Here is a 24,796-nt window from a genome sequence, read left to right on the forward strand (position 1 = left end):
CTCTCTTTTTATTTTATATAACTTTTTCATATTACTAATTTATTAAAAAAATATAGTATACTATTAAAAACGATACTTTAGCACTTGGAGGTTAATATGAATAATAAGAAAAAATTACTACTATTACTTTTAATATTTTATCCTGTTATAATAGATAAAATATTTATGACCGTAGTTATAAACAATCTTATAGAGCCTGCTTATTCTATTTACTCTGTATGCTTTGAGTTATCATTTTTGGTAGCTGTTGTTTTGTATTTTAAATACTCAAAAGATTAATGAGTGATACATAAATTATATTTTTAAACCCATCTCAATTCAGAAAGATGGGTTTATTTTAATCTATATTTTTTCTATTGTATTCTTCATTATTTCTAATGCCGCTTCTCTATCTTCTGTTGCCAAAAGTCCCATTGCTGAGAGTATATACTCCTTATCCAAATATTTTGTAGGTTCTTTTGGATACAGTGGAGCATTTTTTGTTTCTAAAATAAATTCAGGATTTTCAGAATGAACTAAAACTCCTCCCGTTCCTATTATAGTATTAAAACTTGATAAATCTTTTCCGCTTTGGTAATAAATATATCTTCCGTTTGAATACTCTTTTCTCAAATTTCCAACGTGCCTATCTAAAGAGTGATTTACACAAGCTTTTGCAATTGAAGTATCTATCTTTTTATCTTGTTCAGTATCCGGCACCATCATTATATCTTCGCTTCTTCTCTTACATTCTGTTTTATAATCCGCGTCATAATATTCTTTTAATTCTTCTTCTCCAACAGATTCGTATAAACTAACTGCAGAATATCTCATTCCAAGATCTCCCTCAACAGTTCTCTTATCAAATGGCTCTTTTAATCCTTCAAATCTAATATCATTATTTTCCGGAAGTCCATATCCGATTGAATGAACATCAGTTGTCGCTCCACCTATATCAACTAAAATTAAATTTCCAAGTCCGGATTCATTTTCTGTTCCAACTGAAAGTAACCTTGCCGCTTGCAATACAGAATCCGGAGTAGGCATAAGCACTTCTCCTACATTCTCTCTATATTCAGATAATCCCTTTGCAAAAATTATTCTTCTCATAAAGATGTCCCTGATTATTTTTCTTGTCGGGTCTGCATTTAATTCATTGACTGTAGGCATAACATTTTCTGTAATATAAGTTTCAAAACCATTTAAAATTTCAGCTACTTCATCTGAAACTTGCTCATTTCCTGCAATTACAATTGGCACTTTTATATTTAATTCAGAAAGCATTTTAGCATTATGTAATATATTGAATTTATTCCCGTTATTTGTCCCACCTGACAACAATATAATATCCGGATTTAATTCTTCTATTTCTCTAACTTTTGATAAGTCTAATTCATAAGAAAAAGTTTTAAGCACTCTAGCTCCCGCTCCAAGAGCTGAACGCTTTGCAGCTTCTGCTGTGAGATTTTTCCCAAGTCCTACAGCTACCATCTTAAGACCACCGGCTGCTGATGAACAAGTTATGGCTTTGTCATACTCTACTTTTCCAATTTCACTCTCTATTTTATTCAAAGCATTTCTAAATCCATTCATTACAGAAGTTTTTATTGTAGTTATATCTTTTGATTTTGCTATTATTTTCCTTTTCTCTGCATCTACTAGTGTTAATTTTGTATATGTAGAACCTATGTCAACAAGTAAATATTTCATATTACACCTTCTAAATTTCAAAACAAAAAGAGAGGGATATACCCCCTCTTTTTTTATTTATATTATTCTATTTCAGCTTCAATCTTTTCAAGTAGAGGTGCTGTTACAGCTTCAACTTTTTCAAGTGCTTCTGCCATTTGTTTTTTAGTATCTGCTACAAATGCTTCATCTTTGATTGAACCAAGATTGATTTTTACATTGTAGAAAGCTCCTCTTACTGCAAGTTTTAAGTTTAATAGACCTACTCCTACGTCAGTTATTGCATTAGAGTTTCCTTTTTCAATTAAAACTCCTGCATAATCTAATAACTTAAGAGTTTTTAGACCAACTTGTAGAGGTACATTTGCTGCTTTTTTATATTCTTCTTGAATTGTCTTGGTTCTTATAGCTTTTTCTTCATCAGTTTCTTTTGGTAATTTAAATGCTGCCATAACGCCATTGAATGAATTTGAATCTCTATCAATGTCTTCTACGAAATCTAATTCAAGTTCTTTTAATTCTTCAGCATATTTTTGCATTTCTTCGTGAACTGCTTCATATTTTTTGCTCTTTACTGTTAGGTTTGCAACCATTCCTAAAAGTGCTGCTGCTTGAGCTGCTGCAAGAGCTGAAACTGATCCACCGCCCGGTGCCGGAGAATCAGAAGAAGTTTCTGCTACAAATCCTGCTACTGTTAACTCTTTTAACATATTTCCTCCTTAGAATAGGCCTTCCATTTTTCCGTTTTCATCAACGTCCATCTTGTTAGCTGCCGGAACTTTTGGAAGTCCTGGCATTACCATGATGTCTCCTGTTTCACAAACGATGAATCCTGCCCCTGCAGAAACTCTTACGTTTTGAACTGTTATTTCAAATCCTTCCGGTGCATTTACTGCGTTCTTATCATCAGAGAATGAGAATTGAGTCTTAGCCATACAGATTGGCATTTTATCTAATCCAAGTTCTTCTAATTTCTTAACTTGTTTTTTAGCTGCTGCTGTAAGAACCACTTTAGCTCCTCTGTAAATTTCAGTAACTATAGTGTTAAGTTTTTCAGGAATTGAAGCTTCTACATCATATAGATAGTGGAAGTTGTTTTCTTGTTCACAAGCTCTAACAACTTTTTCAGCTAAGTCTAGAGTTCCTTCTCCACCTTTTGCCCATCCGTCAGAAAGTGAAACTTCTACTCCGTATTCAGCACATTTTTCAATTAATTTATTAACTTCAGCTTCTGTGTCGAATGCAAATTTGTTAACTGCAACAACAACTGGAAGACCAAATTTCTTTACATTTTCAATGTGACGTCCAAGATTTGCAAATCCTGTTTCTAAAGCTTCTACATTTTCTTCTTTTAAGTTCTTCTTATCTACTCCGCCGTGCATCTTAAGAGCTTTGATAGTAGCTACGATTACTACTGCATCCGGTTTGATGTTTCCAAGTCTACATTTGATATCAAAGAATTTTTCTGCTCCAAGGTCAGCACCGAAACCTGCTTCTGTTACAAGGTAATCAGAAAGTTTAAGCCCTAATTTTGTAGCTATTAATGAGTTACATCCGTGAGCGATATTTGCAAATGGTCCACCGTGGATAAGAGCCGGAGTATGTTCAAGAGTTTGAACAATGTTTGGCTTTATTGCATCTTTAAGAAGCATAGCCATAGCTCCTTGAGCTTCTAATTGTCCTGCTGTTACAGGTTCTCCATCAAGGTTGTAAGCTACAATCATCCTAGCAAGTCTTTCTTTAAGGTCAGTTAAACCACTTGCTAAACAAAGAGCTGCCATGATTTCAGAAGCTACAGTTATCATGAAATGGTCTTCTCTTGTAAATCCACAAGCTTTTCCCCCCATTCCGATTACAATATTTCTGATAGCTCTATCATTCATGTCGATAACTCTCTTCCAAGTAATGTTTCTTGAATCAATTCTCAAAGCATTACCTTGGTGAATATGGTTGTCAATAAGAGCTGATAATAAATTGTTAGCAGCTGTCATTGCATGAAGGTCTCCAGTGAAGTGAAGGTTGATATCTTCCATAGGAACTACTTGAGAATATCCGCCACCAGCAGCTCCACCTTTAACTCCGAAAACAGGTCCTAAAGATGGTTCTCTAAGAGCTACAACTGAGTTTTTACCCATTTTATTAAGTCCTTGAGAAAGACCAATTGATACAGTTGATTTCCCTTCTCCTGCCGGAGTTGGAGTAATTGCTGTTACAAGAACTAATTTACCATCTTCTTTTTTATCTAATTCATGAATAGCATCAAGAGATATTTTAGCTTTATATTTTCCATAAAGTTCTAAATCATCTGCATTAAGACCAGCTCTTTCAGCTACTGCAACTATTGGTTCCATTTCAATGGAATTTGCTATCTCTATATCTGTTAAAAATTCTGCCATCTATTTATTACTCCTCAATTAATAATGTTTCTATAACTTGTTCAGCGCTAAATTCTTCAACTTGCATATAGTATGCTGCGGAATCAATTAAAGCTTGTAGTGGAACCATACCGATTATCTCTGTTCCGTATACAGTTACACCATATCTCTTAGCTTCAGATTTTACCATTTCAAGCGCTTGGTAAATTCTTGTCTTTTCAAAGTTTACAAGATTCATAGATACTTGAACTTGTCCTCTTTCTTCAAGTGGAAGTCCTATAGCCTTAGCAAATCTAAGTCCACCACCAATGTGTCTTACTTTCTTAGCGATTGCATCAGCAATTTCTACTTTATCTGTATTTAAGTTTACGTTAAATGCTACAAGGTGGAATCTTGCTCCAACTGCAGTAGCACCACTCTTTGCGTTCATTTCTTGTGGGCCGAAATCCGGTTTCCATTCTTCTTCTTTGATCTTTTCAAAGAATCCTTCATATTGTCCTTTACGAACCTTTGCTAGATTTTGTCTTCCAGGAGTTGTAGCTGCATCTTCGTATAGGTAAACAGGAATTCCTAGTTCTCCTATTGCCTTACCAACTTCTTTTGCATATTCTACGCAATCTTCTGTTGTAACTTCTGTAATAGGCACGAAAGGAACAACGTCAACAGCTCCCATTCTTGGATGAGCCCCTTCATGTTGAGTCATGTCTATAACTTCTTGAGCTACTTTAACAGATTCTATAACGGCTTTGATTACAGCTTCAGGTTCACCAATAACTTCAACAACTGTTCTGTTGTGATCCTTGTCTGCTTGGTAATCTACTAACTTTACATTTTCTTTTGCTCTAAAGCATTCTACGATTTTATCTACTTTTTCTAAATCTCTTCCTTCTGAATAATTAGGAATACACATTACTCTTTTCATAATTTAGTCATACCTCCTAGACTTTTTACAACGCGAGTTTAACATTTTCCTATCTATAAAACGTCAAAAGATATACTATTATGAAAAATTTTTTGACTTTTTATGAATAAATTTGGTCAATGGAAAAATCTTTAGAAATTCTTAGATAAAAATCAAGAATATCTCTTATTGCATAGATAGGTACAGGCCCTACTAACTCTGTATCTACAATATTTACATTATATCTATTAGCTTCAGATTTTATAGTCTCAAAAACTCTGTGTATTGGTGTCTTTTCATAGTTAATCATATTCATAGAAACTTGAACTTGTCTCTTTTCTTCAAGACTTAGAGCTATCGCTCTTACATAAGTGTAACCGCCAGCTGCTGCTCTAACGGATTTAACTATTTCTTTTCCTATATCAATGTCTTCTGTATCTAAATTTATATTGAATGCAACTAATGGGAATCTAGCACCTGTTACAGTCGCTCCGGATTTTGGATTGAATTCTTTAGGCCCTTCATCAGGATACCATTCTTCATCTTTCATTCTCTCTTCTAAAGCTTCATATTGTCCTTTTCTAATCTTTGGCAGAGCTTTTCTATATTCTTTTTCCTGTGCGTCTTCATAGAAATAAACGGGAACTCCAAGACTTCCTAAATATTTTCCAAATTCTTTAGCTATATCTACTGCTTCTTCTGTTGTTATCTCTCTTACCGGAATAAAAGGAACTACATCTACAGCTCCTATTCTTGGATGTGAGCCTTTATGTTTAGTCATATCTATTAATTCAACAGCTTTTGCTGCCAATCTTTTTGTAGCTTCTAGTACATTTTGAGGTTCTCCCTTGTATGTGAAAACTGTTCTGTTGTGGTCTGCATTAGAATCAATATCTATAACTTCTATTCCATCAACTGTTAAAAAAGCTTCTTTAACTTTTTCTACAATACTGAGATCTGTACCTTCACTTATATTTACTTCTGCCATCAATACTTTACTCATAATTTGCTCCTTTATTTTAATTCTCCAACAACTGATTCAACTCTATCTAATAATTCACCTGATTTAATCACTTCAAACGATTTATCCATATCCGGATAGAATATCCTATCATTTTCCATAAAGGTTACATTTTCTCTTAAAACTTTATAGGCTTCTTTTGAGCCAATTCCCAATTTATCAGCTTCCCCAAAATCTGCCGCCTGTGCCGCACACATAAGTTCTATGCTTATTACGTGTTGAGCATGGTCTACTATTTGTCTTGCCTTTCTTGCTCCAATAGTACCCATACTTACATGGTCTTCTTGATTTGCTGAAGTGGGAATTGAATCTACTGAAGCCGGATGTGCCAACACTTTGTTTTCTGAAACTAAAGCTGCGGCTACATATTGAGGAATCATAAATCCATCATTTATTCCTCCATGTTTAACCAAGAAAGCCGGTAACCCATGTGAAAGTGCGGGATTCACCATTTTTTCTATTCTTCTTTCAGATACATTTGCTATTTCAGATACTAATATTCCAAGAGTGTCCATCGCTATTGCTATTGGTTGTCCATGGAAATTTCCACCTGATATACAAGCTCCGTCTTCTCCAGGGAAGATTAATGGATTATCTGTTACTGAATTAATTTCTACTTCTACAGCTTTTTTTACATATTCAAAAGCTATTCTTGATGCCCCGTGAATTTGAGGAATACATCTTAAACTATAAGAGTCTTGCATTCTAACTTCACCTTGTTTGGTTACATTTTTAGATTCTGATAAAAGTCTTCTCATGTTTTCAGCTGTATCTATTTGACCTTGGTGTGGTCTAATTAAATTTATCCTTTCATCAAATGCGTCTATTATTCCACCTAACGCATCAACTGTTAGAGCGCTTACAATATCTGCTTGCTTAAGTAACTTTTCAGCATCATATGTAGCCATAACTGCATTTCCCATAATGGCTTGAGTTCCGTTTATAAGCGCTAAACCTTCTTTAGCTTTTAAAGTAATAGGTTTTAATCCCGCTCTCTTCATGGCTTCTGCTCCACTAAGAACTTCACCTTTATACTCCGCTTCTCCTTCGCCTATCATAGGTAAAACCATATGTGCTAATGGACATAAATCTCCTGAAGACCCTACAGAACCTTTAGACCTAACTATTGGATGTACTCCTTCATTTAACATATTTATAAGGCATTCAACTGTTGTCATCAATACACCTGAGAATCCTTTGCATATTGAATTTGCTCTTAAAACCATCATAGCTCTTACTATTTCTGTATCAAAAGGCTCCCCAACTCCACATGCATCTGAATAGATTAAGTTCTTTTGTAATAAATCTAATTCTTCTTCTGAAATAGAAACAGTTGAAAACTTACCGAATCCTGTATTAATTCCGTAAATAGCCTGTCCACTTGCCAATGCATCTTCAACATAAGCTCTTGACTTAAGTATTTCCTCTTTTTGCTTTTCATCTATTTCTACTTTTGCCCCAAACCTTGCAACTTGAACTACATCTTCTATCGTTAAATCATTTCCATTAATTTTAATTACTTTCTCCATATTGAATCCTCCTTTAAGAATAAAATCACATATAATTTTCTGACAAATTAATATTTTATAGAGTTTCTAAATCTTTTTTAAACTCTTCGATAACCTTCTCATCTTTTATCAGTGGTAAATTTACTTCAACATTTTCTTTTCCAGCTTTTATTCCCATCTTAGCAAATTCAACTCCTGCATTTAAATCAGTTCCGCAAGCCGGATTTGAATTTTTTAAAAGTCCCTCACCTATTTCTAAAAGTCTTTTATTTAATTTTGCATTTGACATAGGAACTTCAGCTGCTCTTATTCCTGCATTTTGTATCGCTGCTTTTCTTGCAATTTTTTCTTCTTCTGTTGACTTAGGTAATTTATAAGCATTTACAATTAACATATATGCTTCATTATCATTAACTGCACCTTGCAAAAATTTGGCTTTTAATTCTTTTAACTCTCTTGAAAGTTCATCATACTTTTCATCAGAATATCCATAATCTTTCCCTTTAGATAAATTTATTACCATTCCCATTAGCCCACATCCAAAAGCACCAGCTATAGCAGATGAAGAACCTCCACCCACGGTAAAGTCATCTTCATCTAAAATCAGTTCAATAATATCTCTATAATCCATTTTTATTTCCTCCTAAGCTTGAAAAACAATTTTTCCTTTTTTTATAATAATATTAACTTCATTTACACCTATTTTATAGATACAGTTTTTATAATTATCAGATTCAAGAATTTGAATATCTGCAAATTTGCCTTCTTCTATAGATCCATAATCTCTATCTATTTTAAGAGCTTTTGCCCCTCCAAGTGTTGCTGCTCTAATTGCCTCTTCCGGAGTCATCCCATGATTTCTACAAGCCATTGCCATAGCTAAAGGCATTGATTCAATCCAATTGCCCGGATTTAAGTTTGTTGCTATTGCAATAGTAAGCCCTTTATCAATCATCGGTCTTGGATTAAATGGTTTATGATGTCTTACTGAAAAATCTGTTCCCGGAATCAACACCCCTACAACTCCATTATCTCTTAAATAATCTATATCTTCATCTTCTAAATAATTTAAATGTCCAACATTAGCTGCTTTTAATTCAGCTCCGACTCTTGCACCACCTATTGCAGAGTAACATTCAGTATGTATTGTAGGAAGCATTCCAAATTTTAAACCGGCAGATAAAATTTTTCTCGAATCCTCAGCAGTGTAGTATCCATCATCACACCATACGTCACAGAACTCTGCTAAGTCCTCGTCTCTTATTATTGGCATAACCTCATCTATCATATATTGAATATATTTTTCTTTGCCCATTTCAACGTCAAAATAATGAGCCCCAAGATATGTACTCAGTATAGTTTGAGGAGTATATTTCCCCATTTGTTTTATAATCCTCAATTGTCTTAGCTCATTTTCTTTATCTATGCCATATCCAGACTTTATTTCAAGTGTAGTTGTGCCTGTCTTAAGCATTCTATTAAGTTTTGTTAATGAAGATTGTAATAATTCTTCATCTGTTACATTTTTTGTAGAATACATCGATGATGCTAACCCAACTAAGCCAACTTTTTTCTTAACTTCTTCAGCCGACATAGTTAAAGATGCTGAGTATTCATCAACTCTGCTCTTTCCAAAAATCAAATGTGTATGACAGTCTACATAACCCGGCATTATTATTTTATCTTTGCAATCTATAACCTCAGTTTCAAAGTCTATGTCAATTTTTGAATAGTCACCTATTTTCTTTATTCTATCTTCTTTTATTAATATTGATTTATTAGAGACGATGCCGATTAAATCATCGGCATCGTCTCTAATTGTCAATATTTCTTTGCAGTCTTTTAAAAGTAATTTTTTCATTTTTCAGTCCTTATATAAATAGTGGCCAAATTATACCAACAATTAACAATGGAATATCATAACAAATAAATTGAGGAACACATGTATCCCAAATGTGGTCATGCTGTCCATCTGCGTTTAATCCTGCTGTAGGTCCTAACGTTGTATCAGATGCCGGAGAACCTGCATCTCCTAGCGCTGCTGCAACTGCTATCATAAAAATTATAGCGGCCGGAGAAAAACCGAGTTTTACTGCTAGAGGAACATATATAGCCGCTATAACAGGTACTGTACCAAAGGAAGTTCCTATTCCCATAGTAATTACCAAACCTAATGCTATCATTGTAAAAGAGCCTGCCAGCTTAGAGCCACCTAATAAAGCAAATGCACTTTCTACCAAACTATCTACTGCTCCACTTTCTCTAATTACAGTTGCATATCCTGATGCTATCAACATTACAAATGCAATGAATCCCATCAATTTAATACCACCGTCTAACATTTCTTGTATATCATTCCATTTTATAACTCTAGTAGCAATTAAAAGTGTTAGTGCTGCTAAAGCTCCCAAAGGTAAAGACTCTGTTACAAGTTGGACAACTAAAGCTACAATGCCTGCAGCCAGTGTAAGCCAATGCTTTACCTCTATTACAATTTCTTTTTCTTCTTTATTTTTATCTTCATCTTTATCTTCATAATTTCTATCTTTAGATAAATAGATAAGTCCAAGTACCAACCCAACAAACATAGCTAACCCAGCCATCCAAGTTGATTTCCAAATATCAGATAATCCAACATTAAGTCCTGCTGAGTTAACTGAATCTTTAATAATTCCATGGAAAATTGCTCCATATGCTATAGGAAGAGTTATGTATGGTGCTTTTAATCCAAATCCAAAGCAAATTGCAAGCATTCTTCTGTCCATTTTCATCTTATTCATCAAAGATAGTAGTGGCGGAATTAATATTGGTATAAAAGCAATATGTATTGGTACAATAGTCCCTGATGCCATAGCTGTTAAAGTTATTATAATAGCCAGGGTAAACTTATTACCTTTTACTACTGAAGCTATCTTTCTCGCCAATATATCAGCTGCTCCAGTTTTATTTATTGTATATGCCAACGCACCTAATAAAATATAGCTAAGAGCTGTGTTAGCGTTCCCACCCATGCCGCCGACAAATATTCCGATAGATTCTGTCAGTCCTATACCTGCTGACAAACCTGCAACTAATGCTGATACTAATAGTGCCAATAAGACCGGCAACTTAAGTAAACACAAAACGGATAATACAATAACCGATATTATTACCGGATTCAACAAAATTTCCATATTTATCTCCCTTCTATTTTAAATATATAAGCTTATTATTTTGTCATTTAATTACTTTAGCAATCAAAATTAATATATTATTATGTGAAATTTATATTAATAAATAATGTAAAGCTACACTTATCCACTAATTTTTTGATATCAAAATATAAACATTGCTAAAGGTGTAGCTATTATTACAGTCAGTATAGCTCTCCAAAACCAAATTTCAAATATTATCTTTATATCTATTGGTATTTCTGTTGACATTACACAAGGTATTGATGCTGACAAAAATAAGATTTCTGATATACATAATACTCCTACTATAAATCTACTTACCAATGGTAAACCCGCACACAATATAGCCGGTACATACATATCTGCAAAAGACACAGCTATGCTTTTCGATACTAGTAAAGTATCTCCTAGTCCCAATAACTTTACTAATGGATAAAAAATATATCCTAAGTAATCAAAAACCGGAGTATAATTAGCTAATATTAGTGAAATTACACCTATGCTCATTATATTAGGTCCTATTTCTAAACCTAATTTTATTCCTTCTTTTAAATTCTTTTTTGTGTTTTTTAATATAGAATCTGATTTAATAAACACTTCCATTCCTGCTAAATATGCTCTTTTAAAATAACTACCTTTTTCATCCTGTTCTAAATTTGGAATTGCAGAATAATAATAACTATTAGATAAATTTTTTAAAGGTCTAATTCTAGAAGTTATTGCTGTAACAGTAAATGTAACAAACAGAGTTATCCAAAAAAATTGTGTCCAATAATCCATTAATCCCAAAGTATTTGCTGTTATTATCATAAATGTTGCAGAAACAGTTGAAAATCCTGTAGCAATAACTGCAGCCTCTCTTGTAGTATACCTGCCGTCTTTATACGCTTGATTCGTTATTAACAAAGCTATAGAATAGCTCCCTACAAATGATGATACCGCATCAACAGCAGCTCTTCCCGGTACCTTAAAAACTTTTGTCATAAATGGTCTTGCAAAAACTCCTATAAACTCCATAAATCCATAATCGACTAAAAACGCTAAAAATATAGACCCTATTGGAACTATTATTATTACAGGAACTACTACAAATTTAAATACATATGGTGCTATTGTTTCTTGAATTATAACTTTTGGTCCAATGTTCAAAATTGTCATTGCTGTAAATATCAGACCTATTATTCCTAAAAAAGACATTACTATTTTAAATTTATTTATATTCCATGTTTTATTTTTAAATGGCAATAAAGCTCCAATAGTAATCATTATACTTCCTACTATTGGTATTACATTTGGAATAGCAGTAATGTTCTTTACTATATGATCTATAGGAATTGTTTTTCTACCCAAAAATTCTATAGGTATAAAAAACATAAAAATACCTATCCCAACATATACGAAAAACTTAATACTATCAATAAATCTTTCTTTCATTATTATCTTTCCTTTTATTAATAGGATTAAAGAGCAGATTGAAAATATCAATCTACTCTATATGTTTTAAATCAAAATTATCTGTACATCCCTTCCGGTCCAAATGTTACTTGGTCAGCCGGTTTCCACCATAGTGGTACTTTAATTGAGTCTGTAGTATATTTGCCTTTTCCATTTGCAACATCTTTAGCTGTTTGATATCCAGCTTGTGCATGACGTATTACTCCTATACCGGAGTCAACTGTAAGAGCTGCTGCAAGTCTTCTATCAGCTTCTTCAGTACCATCTGCTATCATAGTTACACCAGTGTGAACCGCTTCACCCATTGAGTAATTACTTTGAATTGCGATTAAATCACAACCTGCTGCACAGTTTAGTAGACCATTTAGATATGGCCAGTCAGAAATATAATCTCCGCCATCTGGCATATTTTCAGATTCAAATGTCGGATTAACTATTGAACCAGAGTCTAAGTTGTCTCTTGAGAAAGCAACTGTACCTTTAATTCTTCCTTCTCTAATAGCTTGGTTAATTGCAAGTCCAAATCTCTTTCTTTCGCCAAATCCCATATAACAAACTCTTGCCGGCATACCTTCTATTGGTAAATTCTTTCTTGCAAGTGTAATCCATCTTTCAACAAGTTTATCACCTTTACAAATTTCAAGTGCTATATCATCAGTAACTTTTAAATCTTCAGGGTCACGAGATAGGCAAGTCCATCTGAAAGGTCCTCTTCCTTCGCAGAATAGAGGTCTTAAATATGCTGCTACGAATCCTTCAATCTTCATTGCTTCTTCTCTTGGGAATCCTGCATCCATACATTCTTTTCTAATGGATGTACCATATTCAAATACTTCTACTCCATCTGCTTTTAATGCAATCATAGCTGCTAATTGGCGTTTCATAGTTTCTCTTGCTAATTGAAGATATTTTTCTCTGTCATCAATTCTAAGTTGGTCAGCCTCTTCCGGAGTGTATCCTGATGGGATATAAGAAATAGGGTCATGGCACGGACACATTTCTGAACAGATATCAGGTCTGAAATCGCTCTTTAAAACTTCTTCGTATGCATCTGCCGCATTTCCTACAAATCCAATTGAGATTGGTTCTTTTCTTGCCGCATAGTCTTTTGCCATCTTAATAGCTTCTTCCATTGATGGAGCAATTACATCAAGATAATCTTTTTCAATTCTCTTTTCAAGGGTTTTCTTATTAGCATCTACTATTAAACAAACTCCTCCATGCATCTTCATAGCCCATGTTTGATTTGTTCCCATACCACCAACACCAGCTGTCATGTAAATTTTTCCTGATAAGTCATCATTAAAAGCTTTAATAGCTATTGCGGATAGAGTTTCAAATGTTCCTTCAATAACTCCTTGAGTTCCTATGTATTCCCATGGAGCTGCTGTATATTGAGCGAATATAGTTAAGTTCTTATCTTGTAAATCATAGAATCTTTCCCAAGTAGCTTGCATAATATTTGTAGTTGCCATTACTACTGTTGGAGCTTCTTTATGTGTTTTAAATATTGCAACAGGCATACCTGATTGAACAACTAATGTTTCATCGTCTTCTAAGTTCTTTAGTGCATCAACAATTGCCCAATAAGACTCCCAGTTTCTTGCTCCTTTACCATTCCCACCATAGATAACAAGTAGTTCTGGAATTTCAGCATTTTCCATATTAAACTCTAACATTCTAAGAATAGTTTCTTGTCTCCACCCCTTACATCTTAAAGTGTCAGTATCTTTTAATCCGCCACCTTGAGCTGTTACTTTGTAAAGTATTTCAGGGTTTTCTCTGTAATATAATCCGTGTTCTCCGTTCATTTGTATGTCCTCCTTAAATTTAAACAATATTTTTAGCTTTGCTTTAGCTTGTAATCTAATTATATGAACACATCGTTAATACAGCGTTTATAAAGATTTTATTTCAAAATATTTTTTCAACTTTTTCAAAAAAATAAATAACGCTTTTAAAATATAAAAGTAGATAATAGCCTTATTTTTAGCCATTATCTACTCTATGCCTAATATGTTAATTGATTTCTATTGATTAATTTTTTTAATCATTATATTTAACGCAAGTTCACTATCTTCTGTACTAAGTAACCCCATAGCAGATAAGATATATTCTCTATCCAATAATATTTCAGAATTTTTTGGAATTAATCTTTTGCTTTCATTTTTAATACATGATGAAATTATTTTTCTATAGTTCGCAGAATTTATTATAGCTCCTCCCGTCCCAACTATATATTTTATATTTCTCAAATCTTTTCCATTTTGAATATACACATTTTGTCCGTTCAAATATCCTTGTCTAATAGTCCCAGCATGCCTTTTCACAGCTATCTCAACGCACTCAGAAGCAAGTAATTCATCAAATTCTCTCTCTTCTTTATCTTCCGGTATAAATGAAGTCTGCTTAAATCTTTTAATACATTTCTCTTTTGCATTAACTTTTTCTTTTAAAATCTTACTTCCTGATTGGTAAACTCCTATTGAAGAATATCTCATCCCAAGATCCCCTTCAACAGTTCTCTTTTCTACCATTTCTTCAAGGCCCTCTTGTTTATAAGAAATATCTATAACTGGATTTGAAATAGAGTGTACATCTGTAGTTGCACCTCCTACATCCACAATAATTAATTCTCCAAGTCCTTTTGTTTTTTCAGTTCCCTTTGACAAAAGTACTGCAGCATTTAACACAGCAGTTGGAGTGGGCATAAGTATCTCTCCTACATGTTTAGCAACTTCATTCATACCGTTTGCTTTTGTTATCAAATTCATAAATATTTCTCTAATTACTTCTTTGGCAGCATATGGATTTATTTTGTCTGTATCAGGCATTATATTTTCTGTATAAAATGCTTTTATGCCATAGTTTTTAAATATTTTTTTTATTTCATTTCGTGCATTAGAGTTACCGGCTACCACTATCGGTTTTTCTACCATATGCTCTGCTAATTTTTTAGCATTCGCTAAAATATATGATTTATTTCCCCCTTCTGTTCCACCAGATAATAAAATGATATCATAGTCTGTTTTCTTTATAATTTCTAGGTCTTCATCTGTTATATAGTAGCTAAAACTCGCCACTATTCTTCCTCCTGCTCCCATAACAACTCTTTTAGTAGCCTCTACAGTATAACTTGGAGTTATGCCTATTGTTACGATTTTAAGTCCTCCTCCAGCCGATGAACAACAAAGCGTTTTTATAATATTTATATCCTCTTTGCACTTTAAATATTTCAACATTTCAGATTTAGCTTTTTCATAGCCTTCGATTACTGATGTTTCTACCGTTGTATAAGACTTGGATTTAGCGATTATATCTTGCCTATCTTTCGATACTAATGTCAACTTTGTAAACGTACTACCAAAATCCACCAATAAATAACAGTCCATTTTTTTCTCCTCATTCAAATTTAATATTTGTCTTTAAGTATTCTACTTCCGCTGTATCTCTGTATTTATCCAAATATTTTATTGCATTATAATAGTATATATCATATGGTTCTGTTAATATTTTCTTCATATCATCATCGAACCCAACTTCATCTCTTTTTATTATGTATCCTATTATAGTTTGTATAAAATAAACATATCCAATATCTCTTGAGTTATTTATTGTCTTAACTTCCTGTAAAGCACTTTTTAGATGTTCAGAAGATTCTTTAAATTTTTCATCTAAAAAATTTACAAGCGCTAAATAAGCTTCTAGAACCGGTTTCTTCCAATATGAATCAAATCTTTTTATTATGCTTTCTGCCTTATAAAATAACTCTTTCATTGCAAAGACTTCACCTTGTAAAAACAAAGTTTTACCTGCATTTATATAAAAAATTGACAAACAAGATGCTTCTGTTTTCTCACACAGATTAATTGATTTTTGAAAATACTGCATTGCCTCTTCTAATTTGCCTTGGGCACTTCTTATTTCTCCAATGTAATTATAATTCGCAGCTGTGCTAATTGAGTTAGTCCCTTCTAAAATCCCTTCATACTCAAATGTGTCAATTGATTTTAAAAATAATTCTTCAGCCTTTTCAAACTCACCATTATTCATATAATAAACGCCATATAGTCTATAGAATATTCCAAGTTCTAAATTATCACCTACAGCTTTTGAAACCTCGATTCCCGCAACTACATGCTTTAACATCAATTCTTGATTTATTATTTGTATTGAGTATATAGCCATTTGTTTATGACCATTTAAAGCAATCTTATAATTTTTCATAGTCTCAGCGAATTGAATAACCCTATTCATTATTTTCACACCGCTATTATAATTCCCTTCTCTTATAAAATATCTACCTTTACAATATAAGAAAAGTAACTCAAATCCTAAAATGTCTTTTAGTTCTTCTTTACTATTTTCTTTTATTTTCACCTCAGATATATCTATCTCTATTCGCTCCATTAATTCTGTAACTTTAGAGTTATCTATATATAATTTAACCTGTTTACTCAATTCACAATCATTTAAGCTCGGAAATATTTCATGATTGAAATTTAAATAATATGCTAAAATATACACTTCGTACTTTAATTTCTTGATTTGATTTTTGGCTCTTTCAAAATGATATTTAAGTCTCAGATAAGTTTTTATAGTATTATTCCCTGTGACTAAATCTTTTTCTAGCATTTGACCTATTTCATTATGCATAATTTCCCTAGAATAATCATTTATACTGTTGTAGACATAGTCTTTATATGCTGAATAGGCAAAGCTAATTTGAGTTATGCCATTTTCTTCTCTTTGTTCTAAAATATTCAATTTTATTAGAGAATTTATACAGTCTATGACCTCAAAAGCATTTAGATTTAAAGCCTTAAAAATCAATTCTACATTTATATTTTCATATAATACAGACGCTATTTCTAATACTTTCCTCTCTTTTTCTTTAAGCATAGAAAACTTTTCAAAAAGTATAGCTTGTATTTTTGAATCTTCCAAAACTTTCTTTTGTTTATTGCTATATAGTTGAATATACTCACTCAAAAAGAATGCATTCCCTTTAGATTTAAAGTATATATCATCAATTTCAGATTCTTCAATTTTTGAATCTATCATTTTCTTACATATTATTTCAACCTCTTTTCTTGTAAATCTTCCTAACTCTACATACTCCAATTTATTTATATCTTTTAATGTTATAATAATATCTTCTTCGCAAATCGTATATTCATTAGATTTAGTCAACAGTAAAAATATATTCTTGTTCTTCTTTAATAATAAGTTTGTCAAAAGTTTTAAACTTAATCTATCAGCCCAATGAATATCTTCTATTGATATCACAATTTTTCTATCTTCTGATAACTTGTTAATCCCATTTACAATGGCACTATATACTAAATTAGTACTAAATTTTTCTTTACTTTCTAAAATCTTAGCTTTTGGTTGATAACTATTTTTACCTAAGAAAAAAAAGTTATTTATTAAATCTGTCCATAGTAAAGGTCTCTCTATATTATTAATTTTAAACTCATTTTCAATCAATGAAATTATCTTTATCCAAGGAGAATAAGAAAATGTCTGTTCAACCTTCAAGCAATCTGCTTCAAAGAATTTTATATCTTTATTTGAATTAATTATCTCTTTCTTTAAAAAACTCTTTCCTATTCCTGCTTCTCCGCTAAGTAATATAGATTTAAAATCTTCTCCACTTTTAAAAGAATTTAGCTGTTTTTGAATTATTTCTCTATCATAATTTCTTCCAAAAAAAATCTTGTCATTATCTAAATTTTTAGATTTAGCCTTATTTATAAAACTCAAAGCACCTCTATATATTTTTGTTATTTCCTCATTTGGTTGAACACCTAAATCACTTTCTAATAAATCTTGCAATTCATAATAAGTATTTATTATCTTGTCAATTCTCTCGTTCACTTGATAAGATTTAAATAAATACAAATATGCCTCTTCATTGTACTTATCAAGTTTCAATAATTTTCTTGAACTTTGTTCTAACTCTTCATATCTTTCATGCTTAAAGTCTTGCCCCATTTTCTTGAGAATTACATCAATAAATGTTTCACCGTAAAACTCTCTTAGCTCAAACATCCAGTTTTCAAAGTCAATCACATCTTTTAAATAAAACCCTTCTAAAAATTCTCCTCTATATTTATCAATATTATTTATAGGGTCTTTTTCAAATATTTCAGTGTCAATTTTAATATCCAAATCCTCGTTAACTGTAATGATAGATTTATTTTTAGACACTAATATTTCATTCTTAAACAGATGTCTTATTTTATGTAATGCATTTCTAAGACTGGTTCTAGCTTTATGTTCACTGGAATCTGCCCAAAACATCCCACTTAGTTCTTCTCTACTAACTACTTTTTTAATCAATACATAATATAATAATGCACTAACTTTACTCATCGGAAGAATTATTTCTTCTCCATCCTCGTATATAATTGGCAATCCAAAAAAAATACAATCTATCATGTAACCTCCTAATCTTATTGGAGCAATCTCAATGTTTTAGTAACTACGGAATACACATCTTTCGCTTGAAATACTATAGCCAAATCCTGTTCTATAGCCATAGGCGCTACAATCGAATCTATAAAGTAACACTTTCCCTTTGTTGACCTGCCAACTTCTATTGATTTTTGTAAACCTGTTGGATAGTCTTTTACTTCATAATCTGTTAAATAAATTAACGCCAACATTATGCCATCATTAACTAAACCTTCTTTCCCATCATATTTATAATAATCTAAAAAGAAATCATGTATTTTTGTCAACATCTTTAAATAAGCAAGTGATGCCCAATTTATTAAATATTCACCGTAATCTATACCTTTCTTACTAAGTGTTTCTTCGTCTACATAAATTGGTAATATAAATTTTCCATTTTCATTAACTTGAGATTTTCCAAAATATTTAAATGCAACTAAATCAACTTTTAATTTGTCTATAACCTCTTTTAAACTATTTGGTGTGTAATTAAATATGTAATTCAAATCTAAATTTAACACATTTTCACTTTTTCTAGGTACTTCATTAGTATAATCAATCTTTATGTTTCCTTGCAAATAATCTTCTGAATTTATCATACAAGTTATTATATTTCCTAAAATATCTTGAATTTCTATTGAGCCTATTAATCTTATAATCTGTTTCCCTTCTCTCTTAAGTTTTTCTTCAAACAATATTGTACTTGATTCACTATTTATATATGCATCAATTAAATAATTACTTAAGTTATTAAATAAAATAAAATTCCATAAATAAAGATAATTGTCTACATTTACAGTCTTATATTTTTCGTTTAATTCAGTTCGATTTTTTTCTAATTCAAAATTATATTCTTCCAATGAAATTAACTTACTTACTTTTTCTCCTTCTTGTACATAAATATTGTTTTCATTGATATAAACTAACATATTTCCCATATTTCCACCCTCTAACATTCATTGTTTATTACCGTTAATTTTAAAAACTTTATGTTAATTTATCGTTAATTTCAAATTTGATTTTAACTATAAAAACCTGCTAACAAAAGTCAAGCCTACTCCGAAATTAATTTCAGAGTAGGCTTGTAATATTTAGTATTGAATTTAAGCATAGCAAATAAGCCGGTTGATATCGGCTTGTTTTAACTATTCTATTCCTAGCTCTAAGCTACTTTTAACGCCTCCTTTTCTTGTTTTGATGCCATAACTTTTGCATAGTAGATTCTTAAGAACTTATTTAAGCCTGCAAATTTACATACTTTTTTTGCTTTTCCATCTTTTTCTTTTTTTAGCATATATAGATATATTTCATTTTCTGGATTTTTAACACTCATCATACATTTCATAGATTGGTATCCTATTTTTCTAAGTATTGCATTACCTCTTTTGGTTATTTTTCTCTGATCTGCTTTGAAATTCCCCGATTCATATGGAGGTGAGTCTATTCCTACAAAGGATATTAGGCATTTTTTATTTTTAAATTTTGATAAGTCTCCAAATTCTGCTGTTATTTGTACTGCTAATTTGTCTGATATTCCTGAGAATTTTTTGGCTTCTTGATATTCTTCTAGAGGCTCGGCAATTTCTATCATTTGTGATAAAATATTATATAGAATTTGATTTATATGTTTGATCAATTCTATCCCTTCTTGTAGGTTCATCTTTATGTATGAGCTATTGGAAGGTTGAGTTGAGATACTTTCCTCTGCAAGCTTGTAAATGGATTTAGCTTTATCAGCATTAGGATGGTATCTCTTTTCTTTTGCCCAGTTCTTAAAGTCTTCTATGAATTTTTCTTCTGTTTTTTCTAAAACTAGGTCTTTGTGCCACCATGTTTCTAAGAAATCTAATAGTTTGTCTTTTGAGAAGTCTTTAGATCCATGAGATATTAATTTTTTTATTCCTGGAAATGTTTGACTGATTGTTTGGTCTATGAAGTTCATTTGATTGATTCTTAGGTCCATGTAATGCTGATAAGATCTGTTTAATTCTTTTAGAGTTCTAAAATTTTCTGTATCTACTTTGTGTTCTTGTAATTCTTTCCAATACATCAACCCATATTCTGCTATTTGTGTGGCATCTATATTATCATTTTTTGCTTTTCTGAAGTTTAACACTCGGCAGAACTGTTTCATTTTTAATGGATTAATTACTGCTACAAAGTATCCTTGTTTTTTTAATTCATAAAGAATTGGCAAATGATATTTTCCTGTTGCTTCCATGACTATTTTGATTTCTTGATTTAAATCTTTTAGTTTATTTAAGAATCCTTCTACTTCTGGTTTGTTAAGATTTACATCAAAGGGCTTCCAAATAATTTTGCTACCTTGTTCTAAGGCACAGGCTGTAAATTTTTCTTTTGCTATATCTATTCCTATAGATATCATTTTCTTACCTTCTTTCTTTTAAATTTGTAGTTCCTACCTGCACCATTACACTCATTTTAGCTCGTGACACGGACGTTTTGCCCAACCTGCTTAACCGAATATGAATAATGAAGAGGTAGATGACAGTTTTTATTGCGGATGTTTTAACCCTAAAAGACGATCGTCATACTACTTCTTCATTATACAAAAATAGTGCAAGATAGAAATCACTTTCTTTCTTACACTATTTATGGTACTAAAATGGCGAGCAAATTCTGCCCACCATAATAAATCATATTTAAATTTTGTTATTTAACAAGTTGTCTATCTTTTACTACCAACTCACCATTCTTGTATACTTGAGAGACTAAGTTAGTTGCAAAGAAGTACATAGTATAGTCTAAGTTCTTTGCATCAAAAACAGTTATATCAGCTTTCTTACCTTCGTCAAATGAACCTATACTATCCCCTCTTGCCACTGAATATGCTGCGTTGATTGTTACAGCATTAAATACTTCAACAGGTGTTAATCTCATATATAAGCAACCTAATTGCATTGCAAATTGTAGATTTGCCGTTGGACAAGAACCTGGATTAGAGTCTGTAGTAAGAGTTATTGCCATACCCGCATCAAGCATTTTTTTAGCCGGCGCATAAGTGTCTTCTATTAAAGAGAAAGTTGTTGCTGGTAATAAGTTTCCTATTACATTAGCTTCAGCAAGTTTCTTAATATCTTCATCAGTTATCATCATCAAATGTTCTGCACTTACAGTAGGTATATCAGCTGCAACACTTGAGCCACCTATTGATTCTATTTCATCAGCGTGGATTCTTGTTTTAAATCCTTGTTCTTTTGCTGCTAAAAGTAATTTTTTAGATTGTGCTGCATTAAATACTCCCTTTTCACAGAAAATATCTACAAACTCAGCTAAGTTTTCTTCTTTTACTTTAGGTAACATTTCAATTACTTGCTCTATAAACTCATCCGGATTTTCTTTACACTCTTCAGGTATAGCATGTGCCGCCATAAATGTTGAAACAAAATCTACCGGAAGATTTTTATCTAATTTTTTTACAACTTCCATTTGTCTTTTTTCTGTATCCCAATAAAGTCCATATCCACTCTTAGCTTCTATTGTAGTTACTCCATGGTACATCATATGATTTGCCAACTTTTCTGTCTTATCATATAATTCTTCAAAGCTTGCTTCTCTTGTAGCTTTTTGTGTCGAAAGAATTCCTCCACCTTCTGCTAATATATCAAGATAGCTCATTCCATTTAACTTTTTAGAAAATTCGTGTTCACGGCTTCCACCGTATACAAGGTGTGTGTGACAATCAATTAGACCGGGTGTCGCAATTTTACCTTCTAAATTAACCATCTCTGTTGAATCATCTATTAAATCTTCAGGAACTTCCCCTTCTCCAACCTTTAAAATTTTTCCATCTTTTATAGCAATGTATGCATTCTTTAAAATTTTAGCCTCATTCATTTCAGAGCCTCTTAGTGGACGACCTAAATCATTTGGACAAAAAACTTCATTTAAATTATATAAAACTCTATCCGCTGCCATAATTCCTCCTATTTTTCATCTATTAACTGTATCTACTTTAGTCTAATTTAATCTAATTAGTGTCAAATCTTAGACTTTTCAATTTAAAATATACCCATATTTTGAAAAAAAGTAAATTTTATCACGTCTAATTAATTGACTTTTTTAAGACGGATACGATTTATGATATAGAAAAAGTTCAAATAATTAATTATGAGGAGGCAATATGATAAATAATAAACAAATAGCAGAATCAATGAAAATTAAATTAGAATTCGACGAACTTCCAGAAATGCCTAAGTTCGAAGAAGGTATTCGTCGTGCACCGGACAGAGGATTTAGACTTACTCAAGCTCAAACTGAAATAGCTTTAAAAAATGCTCTAAGATATATCCCTGAAAAATTCCATGAAGAACTTGTTCCTGAATTCTTAGAAGAACTTAAGACAAGAGGAAGAATCTACGGATACAGATTCAGACCAAAAGGAAGACTTTACGGAAAGCCAATTGATGAGTGCAAGGGAAATTGCTTAGAAGGTAAAGCAATGCAAGTTATGATTGACAATAACTTAGACTTTGCAGTTGCTCTTTATCCATACGAATTAGTAACTTATGGAGAAACTGGTTCTGTATGCCACGACTGGATGCAATACAGACTTATTATGAAATACTTAGAAGAAATGACTGATGAACAAACATTAGTTATGGAAAGTGGACACCCACTAGGACTTTTCAAATCACGTAAAAATTCTCCAAGAGTTATAATCACTAACGGATTAATGGTTGGACTTTATGACAACCACGAAGATTGGGAAGTTGCTGAACAAATGGGAGTTACAAACTACGGACAAATGACTGCTGGTGGTTGGATGTACATCGGACCTCAAGGTATCGTTCACGGAACTTTCAACACTATTCTCAATGCAGGAAGACTTAAATTAGGTCTTAAGGCAGAAGATGATCTTTCAGGAAAACTATTTGTAACTAGTGGTCTTGGCGGAATGAGTGGTGCTCAAGGTAAAGCCGGAGAAATCGCTAATGCAGTAGCTATCGTAGCTGAAGTTGATATTTCAAGAATTGAAACAAGACTTGAACAAGGATGGATTTCTAAACTTGCTGAAACTCCAGAAGAAGCTTGCGCTATAGCTAAAGAATATTTAGACAAAAAAGAAGCTATGAGTATTGCTTACCACGGAAACATTGTAGACTTACTACACTACATGAACGACAACAATATTCACATTGACCTTCTTTCTGACCAAACTTCTTGCCACAACGTATATGATGGTGGATACTGTCCAGTTGGAATAAGCTTTGAAGAAAGAACAAGAATGCTTGCTGAAGAACACGATAAGTTCAAAGAAATGGTTGATGATACACTAAAAGCTCACTTCGAAGTTATCAAAGCTCTTGTAGCTAAGGGAACTTACTTCTTCGATTATGGTAACTCATTTATGAAATCAATCTTTGACGCCGGTGTTAAAGAAATTTCTAAGAATGGCGTTGATGATAAAGACGGATTTATTTGGCCAAGCTATGTAGAAGATATCATGGGACCTCTTCTATTTGACTATGGATACGGACCTTTCAGATGGGTATGTCTATCAGGTAAACACGAAGACTTAGTTGCTACTGATAAAGCTGCTATGGAAGCTATCGACCCAACAAGAAGATACCAAGATAGAGATAACTACAACTGGATTAAAGATGCTGAAAAGAATCAATTAGTTGTTGGTACTGAAGCAAGAATTCTATACCAAGATGAAGAAGGAAGAGTTAACATCGCTCTTGCATTCAACAAACTTGTAAGAGAAGGAAAAATCGGTCCTGTTATGATGGGTCGTGACCACCACGATGTAAGTGGTACTGACTCTCCATTCAGAGAAACTTCTAATATTAAAGACGGTTCCAACGTATGCTATGACATGGCTGCTCAATGTTTTGCAGGAAACGCAGCTCGTGGTATGAGTTTAATAGCTCTTCACAATGGAGGTGGAGTTGGTATCGGTAAGAGTGTTAACGGTGGATTCGGACTTGTTCTTGACGGTTCAGAAAGAGTTGATGAAATAATCAAACTATCACTTTCTTGGGACGTTATGGGTGGAGTTGCTAGAAGAAACTGGGCAAGAAATGAAAATGCTATGTCAACTTCTATCGAGTTCAACCAAAAACATGAAGATGGACACATCACTATCCCTTATGTAGCTGACGAAGAATTAGTTAAAAACGCAGTAGCAAAATTATTTAACTAATTAATAAAACTATTTAAATTAATTTCACCTTTTTTAGACTCTCCCAAGTTGGAGGGTCTTTTCTATG

At 32.3% G+C, this 24,796-nt stretch carries 18 protein-coding genes; 2 read left to right on the forward strand and 16 right to left on the reverse strand.

Features of this window, described 5'->3' with window-relative positions; all coding sequences use genetic code 11:
- Positions 1 to 96: 96 nt before the first annotated feature.
- Complete coding sequence (locus tag DYE58_RS01840) at positions 97 to 279, forward strand: hypothetical protein (protein ID WP_115311963.1); 183 nt, start codon at positions 97 to 99, stop codon at positions 277 to 279.
- 63 nt (positions 280 to 342) lie between these two features.
- Here the strand turns inward: DYE58_RS01840 and glmL (DYE58_RS01845) are convergent, their stop codons facing one another.
- From glmL (DYE58_RS01845) to hutI (DYE58_RS01920), 16 genes are all read right to left on the reverse strand, one after another.
- On the reverse strand, positions 343 to 1,689 hold the full coding sequence (glmL, locus tag DYE58_RS01845) for a methylaspartate mutase accessory protein GlmL (RefSeq protein ID WP_004822054.1): 1,347 nt from the start codon (positions 1,687 to 1,689) through the stop codon (positions 343 to 345).
- Between the two features lie 62 nt (positions 1,690 to 1,751).
- A complete protein-coding gene (locus DYE58_RS01850) occupies positions 1,752 to 2,378 on the reverse strand; it encodes a cyclodeaminase/cyclohydrolase family protein (RefSeq protein WP_004822053.1) in 627 nt (208 codons plus the stop codon).
- 9 nt (positions 2,379 to 2,387) lie between these two features.
- Positions 2,388 to 4,064 (reverse strand): formate--tetrahydrofolate ligase, encoded by a 1,677-nt coding sequence (locus DYE58_RS01855; protein WP_004822051.1) that lies wholly within the window; start codon positions 4,062 to 4,064, stop codon positions 2,388 to 2,390.
- 7 nt (positions 4,065 to 4,071) lie between these two features.
- Positions 4,072 to 4,965, reverse strand: a complete 894-nt coding sequence (ftcD, locus tag DYE58_RS01860) for a glutamate formimidoyltransferase (protein WP_004822050.1) — start codon at positions 4,963 to 4,965, stop codon at positions 4,072 to 4,074.
- 100 nt (positions 4,966 to 5,065) lie between these two features.
- Positions 5,066 to 5,947: a glutamate formimidoyltransferase gene (gene ftcD / locus DYE58_RS01865; protein WP_004822048.1), complete on the reverse strand. Its 882-nt coding sequence runs from the start codon at positions 5,945 to 5,947 to the stop codon at positions 5,066 to 5,068.
- A gap of 11 nt (positions 5,948 to 5,958) precedes the next feature.
- Complete coding sequence (gene hutH, locus DYE58_RS01870) at positions 5,959 to 7,494, reverse strand: histidine ammonia-lyase (protein WP_004822046.1); 1,536 nt, start codon at positions 7,492 to 7,494, stop codon at positions 5,959 to 5,961.
- Between the two features lie 55 nt (positions 7,495 to 7,549).
- Positions 7,550 to 8,104 (reverse strand): cyclodeaminase/cyclohydrolase family protein, encoded by a 555-nt coding sequence (locus DYE58_RS01875; RefSeq protein WP_004822045.1) that lies wholly within the window; start codon positions 8,102 to 8,104, stop codon positions 7,550 to 7,552.
- A gap of 12 nt (positions 8,105 to 8,116) precedes the next feature.
- Positions 8,117 to 9,334: an imidazolonepropionase gene (gene hutI / locus DYE58_RS01880; RefSeq protein ID WP_004822043.1), complete on the reverse strand. Its 1,218-nt coding sequence runs from the start codon at positions 9,332 to 9,334 to the stop codon at positions 8,117 to 8,119.
- Between the two features lie 10 nt (positions 9,335 to 9,344).
- A complete protein-coding gene (locus DYE58_RS01885) occupies positions 9,345 to 10,646 on the reverse strand; it encodes an SLC13 family permease (protein WP_004822041.1) in 1,302 nt (433 codons plus the stop codon).
- A 141-nt stretch (positions 10,647 to 10,787) separates the two neighbouring features.
- Positions 10,788 to 12,080: a YjiH family protein gene (locus tag DYE58_RS01890; protein WP_004822039.1), complete on the reverse strand. Its 1,293-nt coding sequence runs from the start codon at positions 12,078 to 12,080 to the stop codon at positions 10,788 to 10,790.
- 77 nt (positions 12,081 to 12,157) lie between these two features.
- A complete protein-coding gene (locus DYE58_RS01895) occupies positions 12,158 to 13,912 on the reverse strand; it encodes a urocanate hydratase (RefSeq protein ID WP_040552804.1) in 1,755 nt (584 codons plus the stop codon).
- A 219-nt stretch (positions 13,913 to 14,131) separates the two neighbouring features.
- A complete protein-coding gene (gene glmL / locus DYE58_RS01900) occupies positions 14,132 to 15,493 on the reverse strand; it encodes a methylaspartate mutase accessory protein GlmL (RefSeq protein WP_245946032.1) in 1,362 nt (453 codons plus the stop codon).
- Between the two features lie 10 nt (positions 15,494 to 15,503).
- The gene (locus tag DYE58_RS01905; RefSeq protein ID WP_115311965.1) at positions 15,504 to 18,545 is read right to left on the reverse strand and encodes an AAA family ATPase; all 3,042 of its coding nucleotides are present in this window, start codon (positions 18,543 to 18,545) and stop codon (positions 15,504 to 15,506) included.
- A gap of 14 nt (positions 18,546 to 18,559) precedes the next feature.
- Positions 18,560 to 19,498: a hypothetical protein gene (locus DYE58_RS01910; RefSeq protein WP_115311966.1), complete on the reverse strand. Its 939-nt coding sequence runs from the start codon at positions 19,496 to 19,498 to the stop codon at positions 18,560 to 18,562.
- A gap of 224 nt (positions 19,499 to 19,722) precedes the next feature.
- Positions 19,723 to 20,946, reverse strand: coding sequence for an IS110 family RNA-guided transposase (locus DYE58_RS01915; RefSeq protein ID WP_004823452.1), 1,224 nt, complete (start codon positions 20,944 to 20,946; stop codon positions 19,723 to 19,725).
- A 287-nt stretch (positions 20,947 to 21,233) separates the two neighbouring features.
- Positions 21,234 to 22,499: an imidazolonepropionase gene (hutI, locus tag DYE58_RS01920; RefSeq protein WP_004822027.1), complete on the reverse strand. Its 1,266-nt coding sequence runs from the start codon at positions 22,497 to 22,499 to the stop codon at positions 21,234 to 21,236.
- Between the two features lie 205 nt (positions 22,500 to 22,704).
- On the opposite strand from hutI (DYE58_RS01920), the gene DYE58_RS01925 reads away from it, so the two are divergent.
- A complete protein-coding gene (locus DYE58_RS01925; RefSeq protein ID WP_004822024.1) occupies positions 22,705 to 24,729 on the forward strand; it encodes a urocanate hydratase in 2,025 nt (674 codons plus the stop codon).
- Positions 24,730 to 24,796: the final 67 nt, after the last annotated feature.

The organism is Peptoniphilus indolicus, from assembly GCF_900454665.1.
Lineage (GTDB): Bacteria > Bacillota > Clostridia > Tissierellales > Peptoniphilaceae > Peptoniphilus > Peptoniphilus indolicus.